Source organism: Pseudomonas sp. BF-R-30 (genome assembly GCF_019956175.1).
Classification (GTDB): domain Bacteria; phylum Pseudomonadota; class Gammaproteobacteria; order Pseudomonadales; family Pseudomonadaceae; genus Aquipseudomonas; species Aquipseudomonas jessenii.
On the sequence record NZ_JAHBDE010000066.1, the window covers coordinates 58,521 to 77,622 of the forward strand.

17 protein-coding genes are annotated in these 19,102 nt (G+C 49.9%); all 17 read left to right on the forward strand.

Annotation, left to right across the window (positions count from 1 at the left end; translation table 11 throughout):
• Positions 1-233: 233 nt before the first annotated feature.
• Entirely contained in the window at positions 234-1,022 is a 789-nt protein-coding gene (locus KGB20_RS24735; protein WP_223533119.1) for a CPBP family intramembrane glutamic endopeptidase, read from the forward strand.
• A 216-nt stretch (positions 1,023-1,238) separates the two neighbouring features.
• Positions 1,239-1,673, forward strand: a complete 435-nt coding sequence (locus KGB20_RS24740) for a low molecular weight protein-tyrosine-phosphatase (protein ID WP_150812422.1) — start codon at positions 1,239-1,241, stop codon at positions 1,671-1,673.
• A 24-nt stretch (positions 1,674-1,697) separates the two neighbouring features.
• Positions 1,698-3,935, forward strand: coding sequence for a polysaccharide biosynthesis tyrosine autokinase (locus KGB20_RS24745; RefSeq protein WP_223533120.1), 2,238 nt, complete (start codon positions 1,698-1,700; stop codon positions 3,933-3,935).
• A gap of 54 nt (positions 3,936-3,989) precedes the next feature.
• Positions 3,990-4,496 carry a transcription/translation regulatory transformer protein RfaH gene (gene rfaH / locus KGB20_RS24750; RefSeq protein WP_159389600.1) on the forward strand — a complete coding sequence of 169 codons (507 nt, stop codon included), beginning with the start codon at positions 3,990-3,992 and terminating at the stop codon, positions 4,494-4,496.
• 616 nt (positions 4,497-5,112) lie between these two features.
• Positions 5,113-6,504: an undecaprenyl-phosphate glucose phosphotransferase gene (locus KGB20_RS24755; RefSeq protein WP_223533205.1), complete on the forward strand. Its 1,392-nt coding sequence runs from the start codon at positions 5,113-5,115 to the stop codon at positions 6,502-6,504.
• A 110-nt stretch (positions 6,505-6,614) separates the two neighbouring features.
• Positions 6,615-7,895, forward strand: coding sequence for a flippase (locus KGB20_RS24760; RefSeq protein ID WP_223533123.1), 1,281 nt, complete (start codon positions 6,615-6,617; stop codon positions 7,893-7,895).
• Between the two features lie 45 nt (positions 7,896-7,940).
• The gene (locus tag KGB20_RS24765) at positions 7,941-9,152 is read left to right on the forward strand and encodes a polysaccharide pyruvyl transferase family protein (protein ID WP_223533124.1); all 1,212 of its coding nucleotides are present in this window, start codon (positions 7,941-7,943) and stop codon (positions 9,150-9,152) included.
• Positions 9,153-9,385: 233 nt separating this feature from the next.
• On the forward strand, positions 9,386-10,576 hold the full coding sequence (locus KGB20_RS24770; protein ID WP_223533126.1) for an oligosaccharide repeat unit polymerase: 1,191 nt from the start codon (positions 9,386-9,388) through the stop codon (positions 10,574-10,576).
• Entirely contained in the window at positions 10,573-11,484 is a 912-nt protein-coding gene (locus KGB20_RS24775; protein ID WP_223533128.1) for a glycosyltransferase family 2 protein, read from the forward strand. Before KGB20_RS24770 ends, KGB20_RS24775 begins: the two co-directional genes overlap by 4 nt.
• Before the next feature lie 5 nt (positions 11,485-11,489).
• Positions 11,490-12,587, forward strand: coding sequence for a glycoside hydrolase family 99-like domain-containing protein (locus KGB20_RS24780; protein ID WP_223533130.1), 1,098 nt, complete (start codon positions 11,490-11,492; stop codon positions 12,585-12,587).
• Between the two features lie 442 nt (positions 12,588-13,029).
• Positions 13,030-13,983 carry a glycosyltransferase family 2 protein gene (locus KGB20_RS24785; RefSeq protein ID WP_223533132.1) on the forward strand — a complete coding sequence of 318 codons (954 nt, stop codon included), beginning with the start codon at positions 13,030-13,032 and terminating at the stop codon, positions 13,981-13,983.
• Positions 13,983-15,053, forward strand: a complete 1,071-nt coding sequence (gene rfbB, locus KGB20_RS24790) for a dTDP-glucose 4,6-dehydratase (protein WP_223533134.1) — start codon at positions 13,983-13,985, stop codon at positions 15,051-15,053. Before KGB20_RS24785 ends, rfbB begins: the two co-directional genes overlap by 1 nt.
• A 90-nt stretch (positions 15,054-15,143) precedes the next feature.
• On the forward strand, positions 15,144-16,019 hold the full coding sequence (gene rfbA / locus KGB20_RS24795; protein WP_223533136.1) for a glucose-1-phosphate thymidylyltransferase RfbA: 876 nt from the start codon (positions 15,144-15,146) through the stop codon (positions 16,017-16,019).
• On the forward strand, positions 16,019-16,561 hold the full coding sequence (rfbC, locus tag KGB20_RS24800; protein WP_223533138.1) for a dTDP-4-dehydrorhamnose 3,5-epimerase: 543 nt from the start codon (positions 16,019-16,021) through the stop codon (positions 16,559-16,561). Before rfbA ends, rfbC begins: the two co-directional genes overlap by 1 nt.
• A 2-nt stretch (positions 16,562-16,563) precedes the next feature.
• Positions 16,564-17,454 (forward strand): dTDP-4-dehydrorhamnose reductase, encoded by an 891-nt coding sequence (gene rfbD, locus KGB20_RS24805; protein ID WP_223533140.1) that lies wholly within the window; start codon positions 16,564-16,566, stop codon positions 17,452-17,454.
• Between the two features lie 140 nt (positions 17,455-17,594).
• Entirely contained in the window at positions 17,595-17,894 is a 300-nt protein-coding gene (locus KGB20_RS24810) for a hypothetical protein (protein WP_218542920.1), read from the forward strand.
• 87 nt (positions 17,895-17,981) lie between these two features.
• Positions 17,982-19,088 carry a polysaccharide biosynthesis/export family protein gene (locus KGB20_RS24815; RefSeq protein WP_223533142.1) on the forward strand — a complete coding sequence of 369 codons (1,107 nt, stop codon included), beginning with the start codon at positions 17,982-17,984 and terminating at the stop codon, positions 19,086-19,088.
• Positions 19,089-19,102 lie beyond the last annotated feature (14 nt).

Here is a 19,102-nt window from a genome sequence, read left to right on the forward strand (position 1 = left end):
GTGTTTTTGTTTATGTCGCCTACATCCCTATAATCGCGTGCCACTTGAAATGGAATCGCCCCAAATATTGTGTCCGACACACAACCTGTGGGAGCGAGCTTGCTCGCGATCGGTCGATACATTCAGCATCAATGTTGCCTGACACTCCGTCATCGTCGGAACGCCGCCCGGAGCAAGCTCGCTCCCACAGGGGATTAGGGGTGCACAGCGTAATCCCGACACAAGGACTTTACATGCTTGCCCTGCCATGGACTTTTCTGGCCCTGCTCTGCCTCGGCTACGGATTGGCGCTGACCCACGGTCACCTCGATTGGCTGGCGGCAATCTCGGTAATGCTGCTGTTGATCGCAGGCTTCACCGTTCGCCAACAAGTAATCCCTGGTCTACGCATCCTCGGCCACGGCCTGTTCATCGCCTTGGCGCTAGCCCTGGCATTGCACTGGCTACCGGGCTTCCATAACGGTCGCGGCATTGCTCTGCAGCGCTTCAGCGAAAACGCCGTGCCGTTTTCCATGTTCCTGAACCTGGATAAACCCCTGATCGGCTTCTGGCTGCTGTTGGCCTGCCCATGGATAGTCGGTCGCTGCTCGTTGCGCTCCTTCCTGTATGCCACCGTGCTGTCACTGGCGTTGAGCGCCGTGCTGGCATTGGGCGGCGCACTGTTGCTGGGCATCATCGCCTGGGCGCCGAAATGGCCGGACCAGGCCTGGCTATGGATGCTCAACAACCTGCTGCTGGTAACCCTGGTCGAGGAAGCGTTGTTTCGCGGCTATATCCAGGGCGGACTGAGCCGGATCATGAAAACCCTGCCCCAGGGTGAAACCCTCGCCCTGCTGCTGGCGTCTCTGATCTTCGGCCTGGCCCACGCCGGGGCTGGCTGGCAATGGGTGGTACTGGCGAGTCTGGCCGGGGCCGGTTACGGCCTCGCCTACCGTTTCGGTGGATTGGGCGCAGCCATCCTCAGCCACTTCGGCTTGAACCTGATGCACTTCGCACTGTTCACCTACCCGATGGCGGGATAGTCACCGCGACGAACCAAACAACCGTATGACAGAAAGTAACAGCCGAGCCTTGACCCTCCCCCCCTACACCACTAGAGTGCACGCTTTTAAAATGGCCCCGGTAGCAGTTAGCCACCGGAGATAGCCGTACAGTTGCGCGGGAACGGAATCCAGACGCCTCTCCTTCCTTCTGCCTGTGCGGTTTTCACACTTGATATCGCAACTTGCGCAGCCCCTATGTTCAATAAAATCCTGGTCGTTTGCATCGGCAACATCTGCCGAAGCCCCACCGTCGAGGCCCTGCTGAAAAGCAGACTGGCCGAGCGCGGCATTGATGTGAGTTCAGCGGGCATTCACGCCCTGGTGGACAAACCCATGGACAGCACCGCGCTGCAAGTCTTGCGCGAACACAATGGCGACCACCCGGACCACAAAGGCCGGCAACTGACCCGCGAACTGCTGCAACAGGCTGACCTGATCCTCACCATGGAAACAGGCCACGTTAAACGCATCGTGCAAATGGCGCCGGAAGCACAGGGCAAAACGTTCCTGCTGGGCAAGTGGCAGAACAACCAGGAAATCCCCGACCCCTATCGCCAACAGAAGGTCGCCTTCGAACACGTCTACCAACTGATGACGCAAGGCGTCGACAGCTGGTCGCAAAAACTATAATCACCCCTTGTAAAAGTACCCCGCATGCAAAGCCCAAACAGCCTCCCCATCCAGGAACACCGCGACGACGATGACGACATCGATCTGCTCGCACTCTTCGGCACCTTGATCGATAGCAAGTGGATCATTGTTGGCATCACTGCGTTCTTTTGCGTGGTGGGTGTTGCGTATGCACTGTTGTCGACGCCGGTTTACCTGGCGAATGCGCTGGTGCAGGTTGAAGAGAAAAAAGGCGGCATGGCTGCGCTGGGCGGCATGGGGGAAATGAGTGAGTTGTTCGGTGGCACCTCTCCGGCGGTGACCGAGATTGAGCTGCTTAAATCCCGCGCGGTACTGGGTAAGGCTGTGGAGAACCTGAAACTCGACATTATTGTTGAGCCGAACTATTTCCCGCTGATTGGCCATTTTCTGAGCCGGCGCTTTGAGCCGGTGAGTGAAAACCAGGTGGCCTCGCCACTGCTCGGTCTCAACAGCTTCACTTGGGGTGGAGAAAAGCTCGATATCTTCCAACTGGAAGTGCCGGATTCCTATCTGGGCAAGGGGTTGACACTACGCTCTGAGGGAAATGGTGCCTTTACTCTGCTGAATGACGATGACGAAGCCCTCCTCCATGGTCAGGCGGGTGAGAAGCTCGAACAGAATGACTTCAAACTACAAGTCTCCGCCCTGAACGCCAATGCGGGCGCGCTGTTCACTGTCACCAAACAGCGTCGTCTAAACACCATTCTGCAATACCAGGAAGATGTATCGGCTGGCGAGCGCGGCAAAGAATCCGGCATCATTGCGCTATCGTTAGAGAATGAAGATCCAGATCTGGCCAACAAAGTACTGGACGAGATCAACCGGCTCTACGTACTGCAGAACGTCCAGCGTAACTCCGCCGAAGCCGCGCAAAGCTTGGAGTTTCTGCGCACCCAATTACCGGATGTACGCAAGCAGCTAGAGAAAGCTGAAGGCCAACTGAACGCTTACCAGACCAGTGCTCGCTCGGTAGACATCACCATCGAGACCAAAGCTGTGCTCGATCAAATTGTCGCATTGGAAACATTGATCTCCGAATTAAAACTCAAGCAAGCAGAAATGGAGCACCGCTTTACCCGCGAGCACCCCGCGTACCAAGCGTTGATGACCCAGATGGGCCAGCTTGATCAGCAGAAACGCGGATTGGAAAAAAAGGTCAAGAACCTGCCGGAAACCCAGCAGGAACTGTTGCGCCTGGCTCGCGACATGCAAGTTACCACTGAGATCTACACGCAACTGCTGAACAAAACCCAAGAGCTGGATATTGTCCGAGCCGGTACGGTAGGTAACGTCCGCGTGATCGACTCGGCGGATGCGAACATCGAAAAACCGGTCAAACCGAAAAAAGCGCTGATCGTTTTGATCGCAACGCTGCTCGGCGCCCTGATTGCCGTGGCCTACGTACTGGTTCGTAAAGCGATGAATCGTGGCGTCGAGGACCCAGAGGTCATCGAGCAACTCGGCATCCCGGTTTACGCGTCGATCCCTCTCAGCAAGGGCCAGTCCCAGATTGAAAGTACGCTGAAAGGCAACAACCGCGCGTCTACCGGCTCCCTGTTGCTAGCCGTGAACAACCCTGCCGACCTCGCCGTCGAATCATTGCGCAGCCTGCGTACCAGCCTGCACTTCGCGACCCTTGAAGCGAAGAACAACATCCTGATGATTTCCGGCCCAAGCCCGGCCGTGGGTAAATCCTTCGTTTCCTGCAACCTGGCAGCCATCATTGCCCAGACCGGACAAAAGGTACTGCTGGTCGACGCCGACATGCGTAAAGGCTACCTGAACAAAATGTTCCGCATGGACGTGAGCAACGGTTTGTCCGACCTGCTCGCCGGCAAAATTGACCTGAACAAGGCAACCCACTCCACCGAAGTGGACAACCTGCACGTCATCACCCGCGGTCAGATCCCACCTAACCCATCCGAACTACTGATGCACAGCAACTTCACCCAGTTCCTGGAGCAAGTCAGCAGCCAGTACGACCTGGTGATCATCGACACCCCGCCCATCCTCGCAGTGACCGATGCCGCTCTGGTGGGCCGCCAGGCTGGCACAAGCCTGATCGTGACCCGTTTCGGCGTAAACGCCGCCAAAGAGATCGCAGTGACCAAGCGCCGCTTCGAACAGAACGGCATCGTGGTCAAAGGTGCGATTTTCAACGCCGTGGAACGCAAGGCTTCAGCGTACGGCTACGGCAGCTACAGCTATTATCAATACGAATACGCCTCGGACAAAAAGTGACACCGGACATCAGGGCAGCGCCGCTGCCCTGATTCACCCATGAGAGCCCTCAGCATGCCTCGCCCGCACCCGCCCCCACGCTGGTACCTGATCCAGTGCAAACCTCGGCAAGACGCCCGCGCCGAGGAAAACCTGATTCGCCAGAGCTTCACTTGCTACCGACCAACTCAACGGATCGAACGTATTCAGCGCGGTCGCCGCAGCACGTCAGTGGAGTCTCTCTTCCCCGGCTACCTTTTTATCCAGCTCGACCAACTCAACGATAATTGGCACCCGATCCGCTCTACCCGCGGAGTCAACCAACTGGTGACGTTCGGCAAACTACCGATTGCGGTCGCTGACGATCTCATCGAGCAATTGCAACAGCAACTCAACGAGGCACCAGTCGAGTCCGCAGCACTCGAACCCGGCGACAGAGTGCGCATCAACCGCGGCAGCTATAAGGAACTGGAAGCGATTTTCCTGGCCCGCGACGGCGCCGAACGCATCGTGATCCTGCTCCAGCTCCTGCACCGCGAACACACCCTCAGCATCCCGATTGACGCAATAGAAAAAACCTGATTGCCTCTATCGTTTTGCCCACCTAAAACAACAAAAATAAACACCAATGGCTGACTTGCGAGCGCTGAAATTGCTTGCAGTGTCGAACCATGCCAGAACCACAGCAAATCTGGCTAAAAACGCTCCTCGCCCAATAAAAACGCCGCTTTTATAGGATCCATCCTACAAATTCGTCTTCACTTTTCCTACGAATTCAGTAGAATGCACCCTCGGCTGAGGTTAACTACTTCACTCCGGCAGGATGCCTTGCACAGCCCCCCCGTTGTGCCGCAGTCAAGGAACAGACGCATAGTCCTCTGCTGAGCCATAGCTCGGCCTGCCCGATTGACTCCCTTATCCCCCAAATAAACCGCCAGCGCTCGCGCATCGGTTCATTCGTCGCACCCACGGCGCACGTTCTCAGGAAACCAACGGTCAATCCTGGGGCGGTAGCGTGCCCAAAACCTTGATATTGGCCAAGGCGAGTGCGTTCCCTGTCACGGATAAGGGAAACGCCACGACACAGACCGGTTTGTGCCAGAGGCTCAAACAGCAATCAAAGCTGCATGGCGTGAACACTCCAGACAGCAGGCATGCCCAGGAAGGCTATGTCCAAATCGACCCAAGGGACATTATTTTGATTCGCAAGCGCAACACCACGCTACCAGCCGGTCGCGGTCTTACGTTCTGGACCCAATGGCTTGCCGCAATCTGCGCACTTATCCTCCTGCTCTGTGCGCTGGCAACCATGAAGACCGGGGAAGTCGAAGCCCACTACCGGATACTCTCGGCATTCATACTGCTCGGCTCGGTACCCGCCTACTCCATGATGAAGGTCTACCATAAACACCATGGTTATTTGGTAGGACTAGGCCGATTGTTGGCTGGCTGGCTGGTGCTAATCTCCGGCTTGACCGTCGTGGCTTTTATCACCAAAACCAGTGAGCTTTTTTCCCGCGAAGTTATTATTGGCCTCGCGCTCGGCGGTTTCGCACTCCAAGCCTGCCTCTATGTGCCGCTGCACAACCTCTCCCGGCGTTACCAGCAAAAGCTGCAAGCCGCCCGCACCTCGCTAATTATCGGCACCGGCGACCTGGCCCAAGAACTCGCGGACAAATTGGTTCGCAATAGAAACGAACCACTGGTTGGCCTGGTAGCCGCAGACGACCACCCCTCGCCCAGCAATGGCCTGTACCCGGTGATTGGCAGCCTTGCCCACCTGCGGGACCTGATCGCAACCCATCAGATTCGGCGCCTCTACATCGCATTGCCGCTGACAGAAGCCGAACAGATCGAAGGCCTGTACATCGACCTGCTGGACTCCAGCGTCGACGTCATCTGGACCCCGGACCTGCAAAGCCTGATCCTGCTCAACCACTCCGTAAGTGATATCGAAGGCCTTCCCGCCATTCACTTGAACGAGAGCCCACTGACATCCTACCCCACCGCCGCCGCCTCTAAAGCGATAATGGACCGGACCGTCGCACTTATCGCGATCATTCTCCTTAGCCCGGTACTGTTGGCCACCGCCATCGCCGTCAAATGCTCATCCCCTGGCCCGATCCTGTTCAAACAGAAACGCCACGGCTGGAACGGCAAGATCATCAAGGTCTGGAAGTTTCGCTCGATGCGTATGCACGACGACCAGGAAGTCAAACAGGCCAGTCGTGACGACCCCCGCATCACCCGTGTCGGCCAATTCATTCGCCGCACTTCCATCGATGAATTGCCACAACTGTTTAATGCCTTGCAAGGCCGCATGTCGCTGGTTGGCCCGCGCCCTCACGCCGTGGCCCATAACGATTATTACACCGGCAAGATCGATGCCTATATGGCTCGACATCGAATCAAACCGGGGATTACTGGATTGGCGCAGATCAGTGGCTGCCGTGGTGAGACTGAAACGCTCGACAAGATGGAAAAACGCGTAGAGTTGGATCTGGCGTACATCAATAACTGGTCACTGTGGCTAGATATCAAAATTTTAATCAAGACGCCGCTTACCCTGTTGTCAAAGGATATATATTAAAAAGCGCGCCCCTAATTTGTAGGAGCGCCGTCCCGGCGCAGTATAAAAAATGCGCAGCCCTGATTTGCTAAAAATACAGAGAGCTCACTTTGCACGCTGTAAAGAAAATCTTGCAAAATCAAACGGTTCAGCGATATTTCTTCAATTCGTCTTGGATGCTGGCAGAGCAAATCCTACGCATACTTTCAGGCGTGTTTGTTGGAATCTACATTGCTCGCTACTTAGGACCTGAGCAGTTTGGTATGTTGACCTATGTTCTGGCGATATCCACTTTTATATTGTGCGTTGCGCGCCTGGGGATGGATGCGGTTCTCATCAAAGAGTTAGTTAATACTCCTGAAAAAAATAAAGAATTGATGGGCACGGCTTTCTGGCTAATGATGCTAGCTGCGCTGACTTGTTACATAGTGGCAGCGCTTGGTATATCGCTTACCGACGAGATCAACAGTGTAAAAATTTACGCGTATATAGTATCTGCGAGCACCTTCTTTACTTCGTTTTTGGTAGTTGATTATTTTTTTCAGTCTCAAATAAAAGCTAAATACTCTGCCATTTGCAAGACACTAGCCTTACTTTGCATGTCAATTGCTAAACTAGCGCTTATTTTTTCGGACGCGGAAATATTTTGGTTCGCCATAGCCTCTCTACTTGACCATGTGGTACTTGCTGTTTTTCTGTTGTTTGCAGCACTCAGAACACGAGAAATAAACTTTCTCGGGCACTTTAATCTAGTTGACGCCAAATTAATGCTAAAAAGTTCATGGCCTATGGTGATAACAGCTGTGGCTTCCCTAGTGTTCATGCGAATTGATCAAGTGATGATACGCAGCATGCTTGGCCTACATGAGCTTGGAATATATTCCGCAGCAGTAAAAGTGTATGAGTCCTGGATTATTTTGCCTTATGTGATAACGATTTCTTTATTGCCTGCAATTGTGAAACTTAAACAAGGCGACGAACAAAACTATCACCGAAAACTTTGCCAACTGTTCCGCGCAGTGATATGGCTAAGCGTGGTCGCCGCATTTTTTGTGTCGCTGCTTAGCACACCCATTATGACGATTGCATTTGGCTCGCAGTACACTGAATCAGCTTCAGTTCTCAGTATCGTTATGTGGACTGCAGTTTTTGCTTCGATGAGTTCCGTTTCCGCACGCTATTTCAATGCAGAAAATATGGAAAAGAAGATCGCATTGCGGACCGCAATTGCCGCCGCAGTCAATATCGCTCTAAACCTTCTACTAATTCCTCGATATGGAATCGAAGGGGCTGCAATAGCTACTTTTTGTTGTATTTTTTTTACCGCTTACCTGATGGACTGGATGGACAAAGATCTTCGAGTACTTTTGAAGATAAAACATCATGCTATCTTTTTCATGTCGACAAAGTAGCCAGCTGCCCTCTTGATAGCTTTCAGAAAAGGCTTGAGTTATTAAATGAAAAAATTCCACATCGTAGGCGCCTTCGATCGTCACAATTACGGCGACATACTTTTCCCACTAATCCACTCAGCAATAATCAAGTCGACTACAAACACCCCAACAGAAATAAATTTTTACGCCATCACTTCCGCTGACCTGACATCACAAGGCGGGGTTGTGACCCAGTCTATAAAGGCACTCATTCAGAACTCGCCAGGCGAAGATGATGTCGTGATAATGAGCGGTGGTGATATTTTATGTGTAGATTGGCCGACCATGGCGGGACATGTATGCTCACCAGCTATCTTTTTCGCAATTCGTGCATTCAGGAAAATTTTTGGTTTCAGAGTAGCCAACTACTTGACGAAAAATGCTCTCCTACAAAAAAATGAGTTCCCTTACATTCTTTCCCGCGTAAACCTAAACTCAAAAGTGTATTACTCTTGCGTTGGAGGATCGGGCTTTAACTCTAAAAAGAATCAGGACCACATTGGTAGAGTTGCAGCAGAAATCAAACAAACCGATGGTATTTCTGTTCGTGATTTGAGCGTACAACAACTGCTCGCAAAAAATGGTGTTGAAGCAAGGCTCGTTCCTGATAGCGCTCTTGTAATGTCTGACATATTTCCTCTCGAAGGCCTTGAAACAAGGGAATGGAAGAAAAACCTTCGTAAAACGCCAGGATTTTCATCAACAAACTATATTGTTTTTCAAGGTGCCAAGAGCTTTATATCTGCAAAACTTGAAGATATATCGGAGCAATTATTCACCATAAGTAAGACAACCGGGCTGTCCATCCTCTTACTTCCTATCGGCCGCGCCACAGGCCACGAAGATCAAGTTGCACTTGAGCGATTATACAAATTACTCGGCAGCATGGGTATTCCTAGCGCAATTCAGGATAGTGCACACGTTCTGGATATCATGGCAAGCATAGCTCTAAGCAAAAGCTATATTGGAACAAGCTTACATGGTGCCATTACAGCTTACTCATTCGGTCATAAAGTATGCGGAATCGCGACCGAAAAAGTTAAAAAGCTACATAATTTCGTATCAACATGGATGCAGGAAGAGGATTATCACTTAGCAAATAAAACAACTTTTGCCGAGGAGTTTATATACCTAATTAAAGATAGTTACCGCATCAAAAACTCTGAAAAACTTGAAAAACACAAAAAAGCCATTTATCAGGAACTAGCAATTTATCGCGAATCCCAAAAGACATAGATAAATAAATCGAAACCATTAAACCCAAATAACACCCAAAACTTCCAAATTAACTAAAATCATTATACTAACTCAGAAAAACTTCCATCTCGATGACCTGGAATATCAGCACATCTAAATATTTTGTACACCCCTAAAGCTGCTGCAAAATTAATCGAAATCACGAGAAACGCAAGGTCCAATTTTACAGCAAAGCACGAAGTCCTTAAAACCCAATAATTCTGGCGTAATGTATGGCTCTCTGTAACCCTTACCTGCTTTCTGCCGCAGGTTTCATATTTGCGTACCTACTCTTTGCGCTTAGGCTTTCTGGCTTATACCCCGCTCCCACACTTAGTGTGTTTATTTTTATTTCCGTTTTTGTCTTGCTAACAGTACTTCTCGGCATCTCTTTCAACAAAACCATCAAACACCCACTAAGCCAATCCAAAAAAGAAGAGCTCAAACCGAACACCAAAAGATTCACTATAACTTATTTTGGATTATTGCTATTTTTCATAATTGAGCTTGGGTACAATCAAAAAATCCCACTACTAGAAGCAATTAAGGGGAGCAAATACAACTATCAAGACTTTAGCTTTCCACTTCTTCACATACTATTCACCTCATTTACTTCATTCTTCTCTGTACTATGTTTTTTCGTATACCTTAAATCCAAAAACAAGCGATACCTTGTATACTTTGCAACAGGGCTACTCATATTCTTAACACTTATTTATCGCAGCAACATTGTAGTAATATTATTGTCTTGCGGATTTATCTATTTAAGTCATCGAAAGATTAGCACCAGCAAAATCCTGAAGGCTTTCGGTTTTGTTTTGCTCCTGCTTTATGCATTTGGCTTAGTCGGCGACGTCAGAACCAGATCGCAAATTGGTGACGACAGTGACTTCACCGTAGAGAGCTTAATGAAGGCGACTTATGCCGATGAAGTCTTTCAAAATGCACCATCGCTACACATGTTTTACTGGAGCTATTTATATATAAGCTCGCCCGTAGCGAACTTTCAAAAAACAATTAATGACCTTTCCTATTCTAATAACAACTACGACCCTTACGACTTTATAATTTACGAAGTTTTCCCTGATGTTATAGGAAAGCGTATTGCCGAGTACTACGAGCTTCAAGGGGGAGATTCACCCATGTCAAAAATCATACCCTTTCTCAATGTTGGTACAGCATTTGCTGATGCGTTCGTTTTTTTAGAGTGGTACGGAGTTATCATAATCGCTATATGCATGCTGATCACGCCCTACATAGTATACAAACTAACCCCTAGAAAATTACTGATAGTCAATCTTTCAGTTTGCTCAGTTACGCTTAGTCTTTGTACGTTTTCAAACATGCTGGTTTATGCAACTTTAACGCTGCAGCTTTTTTACCCTGCATTAACATCGAGCATATTTTTCAGGCGAACATCGTGAAAACCGTCAATGTAATTTTATCTACTTTTAACGGCGAAAAATACTTAACAGACCAACTTGATAGCATATTTAATCAAGATGAAATCCGTTTAACTATTACAATTCGAGACGATGGCTCGAGCGATAGTACAGCCGATATAATTAAAAATTACTTAAAAACAAACAAAGAGAATGTATTCTTTATAACTGGCAAAAACATAGGGGTCATTAATAGTTTTTGGCTTCTTTTGGAGCATGAATCAAATAACCAAGCAGATTACATAGCATTCTGTGATCAAGACGATGTATGGGAGCCGAGAAAAATCATCTCTGCTATCAAAGCTCTTGAATCGTCAAAAACCGACCAACCGAAGCTTTATTACTCATCAAAGAAAATTGTTGATAAGCATTTAAAAATTACTGGATTTGAAAAATCAAAACAACATAAAGACTTTCACAATGTGCTTGTTGAAAACTACGCAACTGGATGTACCACTGTAATAAACCAAGCGCTCAGAAAAGTTGTATTGAATAGTCAAAAAGACAACTGCATCATGCATGATTGGTGGATTTTATTAACTGCTTATGCCTGCGGACAAATTATTGTTGACGAGTCCGCCCACATACTCTACAGACAACATGAAAACAACGTCGTAGGCTCTACGCACAAACTGGGCTATTGGCTAAAAAAAATATCCAGAATACGATCCGAACATAAAGGACGAATTTTTACGCAAGCAAGGACATTTAAAAATAACTTTTATCCCGAATTACATGACGCAGATAAAATTATGTTAGATCGATTCATCCACTCAGAGAATTCATTTTTTGCGCGATTACATCTAATATTTCTCTGTAAAGGATTTAAAGTGTCTTTCAGTGAAAAAATTTTATTTTCAATTAAATATTTAGCCGGTTTTAGTGGGTGATCCATATGAAAAAGTTTTGTTTTTATTTACCTCAATTTCACCCGATCGAAGAAAATAACCAATGGTGGGGAAAAGGTTTTACTGAATGGTCTAACGTAACTCAATGCACTCCGCGATTTAAGGGGCATAGGCAACCACAACTGCCAACTGACATGGGGTTCTATGATTTACGCTTGAACGAAGTACGTGCTGCCCAAGCAGAACTTGCGCGTACCTATGGCATTGATGGGTTCATCTATTATCATTATTGGTTTCATGGAAAAAGGCTACTGGAGAATCCAGTCGACCAGTTAACCAGCTCTGACGAACCAAACTTTCCATTCGCGTTATGCTGGGCAAATGAAACTTGGACTCGAGCTTGGGACGGTCAAGAAAAAGAGATTTTGATTAAACAAACATATTCTAGCGAGGATCATATTTCACACTGCGAACATCTCGTAAATCTATTCAAAGATAAACGTTACATTCGAATTGATAACAAGCCACTATTCATGATCTATCGACCAGGAAAAGTCGAAAATTTAATTGAATTTGTCACGCAACTAAAGTTAAGAGCAGTGGAGGAAGGCTTCGTCGATGTCTACATTTGCGGCGTAAAGAGTTCATTCGGTGACGAATTTGATACTCATCAAAGTAATAGCGTATTCGACGCCGTGGTTGACTTCCAGCCGAATTCAGACGACTTTCCCAGAGGGGAAACGGCATACACGAAAGCAGCAGTACTCTCCAAAAAAATACTGCCCGACACCCTATATCAAAAACTAAAGACATCCACAAGCGGCAATAAAGTCATAAGTTACAAAAAACTCGTCACCATAAAAGAAAACCAAAAATACGACTATCATAAGCGCGTCATACCATGCGTATTCCCATCTTGGGACAATAGCCCACGAAGAAAGACTGCAACAATCATCCAAAATGACCAGCCTGAAATATTCGGCCAATGGTTGGAGCTAGCTAAAACAGTATCTTCCCGCTACCCCGAGCCTGAGCAATTTGTAATGATCAACGCATGGAATGAATGGGCGGAAGGTTGCCATCTTGAGCCTGACTCAGTTATGGGCCATTCATTCCTTGAGGCTGTTAAAAAAACATTTTCATAACGCTTGATAGCCATTTAGTTAAAGTAAAATAATATTTCGCACTGTTATATTTGGTGAAGTGACATTTGTCGGTTGTTTTTGCGAAACTCTTATTAAGCACAAGCCTTCAAAAACCCATCTACCTGACATGACAGCGTCGGTACCAAGCATAAAAAATCAATTGAAAAAAACAAAAGTTGTAGCCTCGGTTAAGTGCGATGTAAGAGATCCATCTAGCTGGTTCCCAAGGGATCGAATCGCATCAACTGCAAATTTTATCCTTGATAAACTCTTGGGGCTCCATCATCCCTTTTGATCGGGTACCCATACGCAAATTAGTGCGTTCCAACATTTTTCCCATCTAATTGGTGGAAACAGTTATCCCTATCTCTACATCTTAGAAATTGCTTTGGCCAAATGGAAGCAAAGCTATCTTGGAAAATGGAAATATTGGCGAGGCAGCATGTCGGTTTCAATTGACACACCCCAAAGACGCATCGCTTGTATAGTGCCTACCTATAACGGGCGAGACGATCTTGCTCGTCTCTTGGACTCACTCGATAAGCAAAGCACCAAGTTTGACCTATACGTGGTTGATTCCAGTTCCGTTGACGGGACTTTTGAGTTGGCTCTTCGCCGCGTCACGAACGTCATAACCATCCCCAGTCGTGAGTTTAATCACGGCGGCACCCGACAGATGATGGTTAACCAAAACCCTGGTTATGAGTTTTATGTGTTCCTTACTCAAGATGCATATCTAGAAGACTCAAGGGCAATTGAGCGATTGATCGTCCCTTTCGTTGATGAACAAGTGGGAGCTGTATGCGGCCGACAGTTGCCTCACATTGATGCCTCTCCACTGGCTCAACACGCACGTTTTTTCAACTACCCCACAAATTCAAAAATCAAGTCTCTTGATGATGTAGCAGAACTGGGTTTGAAGACCCCTTTTGTTTCTAACTCATTTACTGCTTATCGTGGAAGCGCCTTACAAGAGGTGGGTGGATTTCCCAAGCATGTAATACTTTCCGAAGACATGTTTGTTGCTGCCAAGATGCTCTTAAACGGTTGGAAAATTGCTTACTCGGGAAATGCACGATGCCGACACTCGCACAACTATACGATCAAGGAAGAGTTTTGCCGCTATTTTGATCAGGGTGTTTTTCATGGACGTGAAGCGTGGATCAGTGAGCACTTTGGTGGGGCTGGCGGGGAAGGACTGCGCTATGTGAGGTCTGAATTGAAGTTTCTCGGCATTTCCCGCCTTCATCTCTGGCCCTCAGCTATCCTGCGCAATGCTTGCAAACTACTGGCTTTCAAGCTCGGTCAAAAAGAGCAGCACATGTCGATTGGGTTAAAGAAAAAACTAGGTATGTACAAAGGCTATTGGAATAGCTCTTACGCGGAGAAACACTGATGCGAGTTCTTGTTACCGGCGGCGCAGGCTTTATCGGCTCTGCCGTAATTCGCCACCTTATAGAAAACACCGCCACCGAGGTCGCCAACCTCGACAAACTAACCTATGCTGGCAATCTCGAGTCGCTGGCGTCAATTGCCGATTCGCCGCGCTATCACTTCTATCTCGCGGATATCTGTGATGAAACAACACTGGATGCAATGTTTGCCGAGTTCCAGCCCACCGCGGTGATGCACTTGGCAGCCGAGTCCCATGTCGATCGTTCGATCGACGGACCGTCTGACTTCATCCAAACCAATATCGTCGGCACTTACGGCTTGCTCGAAGCGGCCCGCCGTTACTGGAATGCTCTGCCTCCAAATGAAAAAAGCGGATTCCGCTTCCACCATATATCCACCGATGAGGTGTATGGCGATCTGGAAGGCACGGATGACCTTTTCACCGAAACCACGCCTTATGCGCCAAGCTCGCCGTATTCCGCCTCCAAGGCAAGTTCGGATCACTTGGTCCGCGCCTGGCAACGTACCTATGGGCTGCCAGTGCTTGTGACCAACTGCTCTAACAACTACGGGCCGTACCACTTTCCAGAGAAGCTGGTGCCACATGTAATTCTTAACGCCTTGGCGGGCAAGCCGTTGCCGGTGTATGGCGATGGTTCGCAAATTCGCGACTGGTTGTATGTGGAAGACCATGCTCGGGCATTGGTAGAGGTAGTGAGCAAAGGCATAGTAGGTGAAACCTATAACATCGGCGGCCATAACGAAAAACGCAACCTGGAGGTGGTGGAAGCCATTTGTGAGTTGCTGGATGAGTTGGTGCCACTAGAGGCGGATCGCGAGCAAACTCGCTCCTACAAGGAGTTGATCACTTTCGTGAAGGATCGGCCGGGACATGATCGGCGCTATGCCATTGATGCGTCGAAAATCGAACGTGAACTAGGCTGGGTGCCGCAGGAAACATTTGAGACTGGCCTGCGCAAGACCGTGCAGTGGTATCTGGATAATCGCCAGTGGTGGCAGCGCGTGTTGAGTGGGGATTATCAATTGGGCCGCTTGGGTAGTGATCTTTAGCTCAACATTTACTCATCGGGGGTGGCGTTCCTGCGGAACGGTGCGCCCCTGGATTCAGATTTAATTCAGATTTTTTAAAGGACATTTTATATGAAAGGCATCATCCTGGCCGGTGGCTCCGGTACCCGCCTGCATCCCATCACCCGTGGCGTATCCAAGCAACTCCTGCCAGTTTACGACAAGCCGATGATCTATTACCCATTGTCGGTACTGATGCTCGCGGGCATCCGCGAAGTGCTGATTATCTCTACTCCTGAAGATTTACCGAACTTTCGCAAGTTGCTGGGTGATGGTTCGGAGTTTGGTATTGAACTCAGCTATGCCGAGCAGCCTTCGCCAGACGGGTTGGCCCAAGCCTTTTTGATCGGTGAAGCCTTTATTGGTGACAGCAACGTTTGCTTGATCCTCGGCGACAACATTTTTTATGGCCACGGTTTCAGTGCGATGCTCCATGAGGCGGCCAGTCGTGGCACCGGTGCGACAGTATTCGGCTATCACGTCAATGACCCGGAGCGTTTCGGGGTAGTTGAGTTCGATGCGGGTAACAAGGCGATTTCCATCGAGGAAAAACCCAAGATGCCGAAGTCCAACTATGCAGTCACCGGCCTGTATTTTTACGACAATTCGGTGGTGGAAATTGCCAAGCAGGTAAAGCCCTCTGTTCGTGGCGAACTGGAAATCACCGATGTGAACAATGCTTACCTGCAGAGGGGTGATTTGCATGTGAGTTTGTTAGGGCGTGGTTTTGCGTGGCTGGATACCGGCACCCATGACTCACTAATGGAAGCCAGTCACTTCGTTCACACCATTGAGGCGCGCCAGGGCTTGAAAGTCGCCTGTCTGGAAGAGATTGCCTATCATCAGGGCTGGCTGTCAGCCGATCAGTTGGCTAGCCAAGCCGAGGCACTGAGCAAGACCGGATACGGAAAATATCTGCAGGGTCTGCTGGTGCAGGAGCTTGCGTAATGAAGGTCATTGAAACAGCGTTGGCGGGCGTCTTGATCATCGAGCCGAAGGTTTTTGGCGATCAGCGTGGCTTCTTTCTCGAAAGCTTTCAGACCGAGCGTTATCGCGAGTTGGGTATTGAGTTGCCCTTCGTGCAGGATAATCACTCACGCTCGCAGCGCGGTGTGCTGCGCGGTTTACACTTTCAGCGCACCCGCCCGCAAGGCAAATTGGTCAGCGTCAGTTGTGGCTCAGTGTATGACGTGGCGGTGGATATCAACCCCGACTCACCGACCTGTGGTCAGTTCGTTGGCGTCGAACTGAACGATGAAAATCATCGTCAGCTCTGGGTACCACCGGGCTACGCTCATGGTTTCTGCGTGCTCAGCGAGGTTGCGGACTTTCAGTACAAGTGCACCGATCTGTACTATCCCGAGGACGAGGGCGGGCTGATCTGGAATGACCCTGAAGTCAATATTCCCTGGCCTATCGAAAACCCGAATCTTTCAGGCAAGGATCAGTGCAACCCCACACTGCGCCAACTGCTGGGCAATGAGGACTGAGCATGCGCGTATTGATTACGGGTGCCCAAGGTCAGCTTGGCCACGAACTGATGCGCTTGGCGCCACAAGGTTTTGAAACCGTTGGGATGGGATCGGCAGAACTTGATATCAGCGATGCCGAGCGGGTGGCCGTTTTGGTTGCCGAGCTACAGCCACAGCTGATCATCAATGCTGCAGCCTACACAGCGGTAGACAAGGCCGAAAGCGACATGGAGCGCGCCTGGGCTGTTAACCGCGATGGTGTCGCCCATCTCGCAGTTGCCGCCGAACGGCTGAGTATCCCGCTGCTGCATATATCCACCGATTATGTATTTGCCGGTGATGCCCGCGAACCTTATCGGGAGTGCGGTCCTACAGGTCCTACCGGGGTGTACGGAGCGAGCAAGCTGGGGGGGGAGTTGGAGTTGGCTGCAAAATGCAGTCGCTACATGATCCTGCGTACCAGCTGGGTGTTCGCAGCCCAAGGCAATAACTTCGTCAAGACCATGCTGCGACTGGGTCGTGAGCGGGATCAGTTGGGCGTCGTGGCCGATCAGCAGGGTTGCCCGACTTCAGCTGCGAGCATCGCCCGCGCTTTGTGGACACTGGCAATGCAGTATCGTGATCTGGGTTCACTGCACTGGGGCACCTATCACTTTAGCGGTACCCCGGCATGTACCTGGCATGAATTTGCCCTGGAGATTTTCCGCCAAGGGCATCAGCAAGAATTAATAACCAAAATACCGCAGGTACGCGGCATCGATTCGGTTGAATATCCTACGCCGGCGAAGCGGCCAGCCTGGTCGGTAATGGATTGCTCGAAATTGCGGGAACAGCTAGGTATTTCGCAACCAGACTGGCGCCTGGAGCTTGCCGCTGTCATAACTGAATTAGCGCAATCGGAAGTCGCTTGAGAAACATGCTTCACTTATGTAACTGCATAGAAAAGCGGAAAAAGCCTTCCTCTAAACAGCTCTAACTTGCATTTCAGACACCTACTGAAATACCCTTAACCCAATAACCCCAAAGGATTATCCTTTCAAGGAGCATGAACATGAAAAAGCTACTGGCCATCGCCCTCGCCACCTCCATCAGCCTGCCATTGATGGCTGCTGGAACCGCACCTGCAAAAGCCCCTACCACCGCCGCTACAGCGCCTGATGCAACTTCTGGCCTGTCCCTGTCCACTCCAATCGCTGGCGGTGTAACCGTCGGTACTGGTCTGGCAATCGGCGCTGGCGTAATCGCTGCCGGTGTTGCTGCTTCCAACAGCGGTGGCGGCGGCGGTAACGACGGTACCCCAGGTACTACCGGCACCACTGGTACTACCGGCACTACTGGCACCACTCGGTAACAGCCCCCCGCTTAAAGTTCGATACGCTAACCTCCCAGCCTTGCTGGGAGGTTTTGTTTTGCCTATTCCCTTCGAGCAATTTCTACAATGAATCGCGCGCTTCCCTTGGCCATGCTGGTTGGCCTGACCCTGCAAGGTTGCATTTTCTCCCCTGGTCAGCACATGGACACGGGTAATCTGGTACGTGAAGGTTCGCCGGAAAGCAGCCGTATCGAGCTGGTTCCGATTACACCGAAGCTGGTCGCTATTGAGGCGGCGGCAGACCACTCCAACGTGGTAGCCCCGGAGCTGCTGCGCTATCAACCGGCCGAGTACCGGCTTGGTGCTGGCGACTTGGTCTACATCACCGTTTGGGATCACCCCGAGCTGACTGCTCCGTCCGGTCCACAGCAGCAAATTGAAGCAAACGGACGCCTGATTCGCCCGGATGGCACGCTCTTCTACCCCTATGTAGGCACCATCGAAGCAGCCGGCAAAACCATTGACGAACTGCGTTCAATCATTGCCTCACGCCTGGCCAAGGTTGTTGCCGAACCCCAGGTGGATGTCAGCGTCCTGCGTTTTGTCAGTCAGAAAGTGATCCTCTCGGGGGCTTTTGGTAAAACTGGCCAGTTGCCGATCACCAACACGCCTTTGAGCCTGTTGGACGCTGTTGGCCAAGGCTCAGTACAAACCGGCACTGCCGATATTTCCGGACTGGTGCTCAAGCGCGACGGCCGTGAATACCTGATCGATCTCGACGCGCTCAATCGCAAGAACTCGAACCTGCACAATCTCTACCTGAAAGACGGCGATCAGCTCCACCTGCCCTACAACGACCAGAAAAAAGTCTATCTGTTAGGTGAAGTCACGGCAGCCCGTCCGCTTGTTTTCAAGGGCAGCAACATGAATCTCACCGATGCCCTTGGCAGTGTTGGCGGCCTACGTCAGGAAACCTCCAGCGGCAAGGAGGTTTATGTAATCCGTGGAGTTGAGAATCTGGCAGACGAACCAGTCAAGGTGTTCCAGATCGACTTGAAGTCGCCGTCTGCGTTTGCCCTTGCCCAGCAGTTCAAACTGAAGCCCCAGGATGTGGTTTATGTCGGCCCGGCCGATGTCACCCGCTGGAACCGCTTTATCAGCCAGGTCTTCCCAACTGCCAACCTGCTGCGTACGGGTGTTGCTATTCAAGATGACATGGGCAGCGAAAACTAAGATTTGGAATTCTT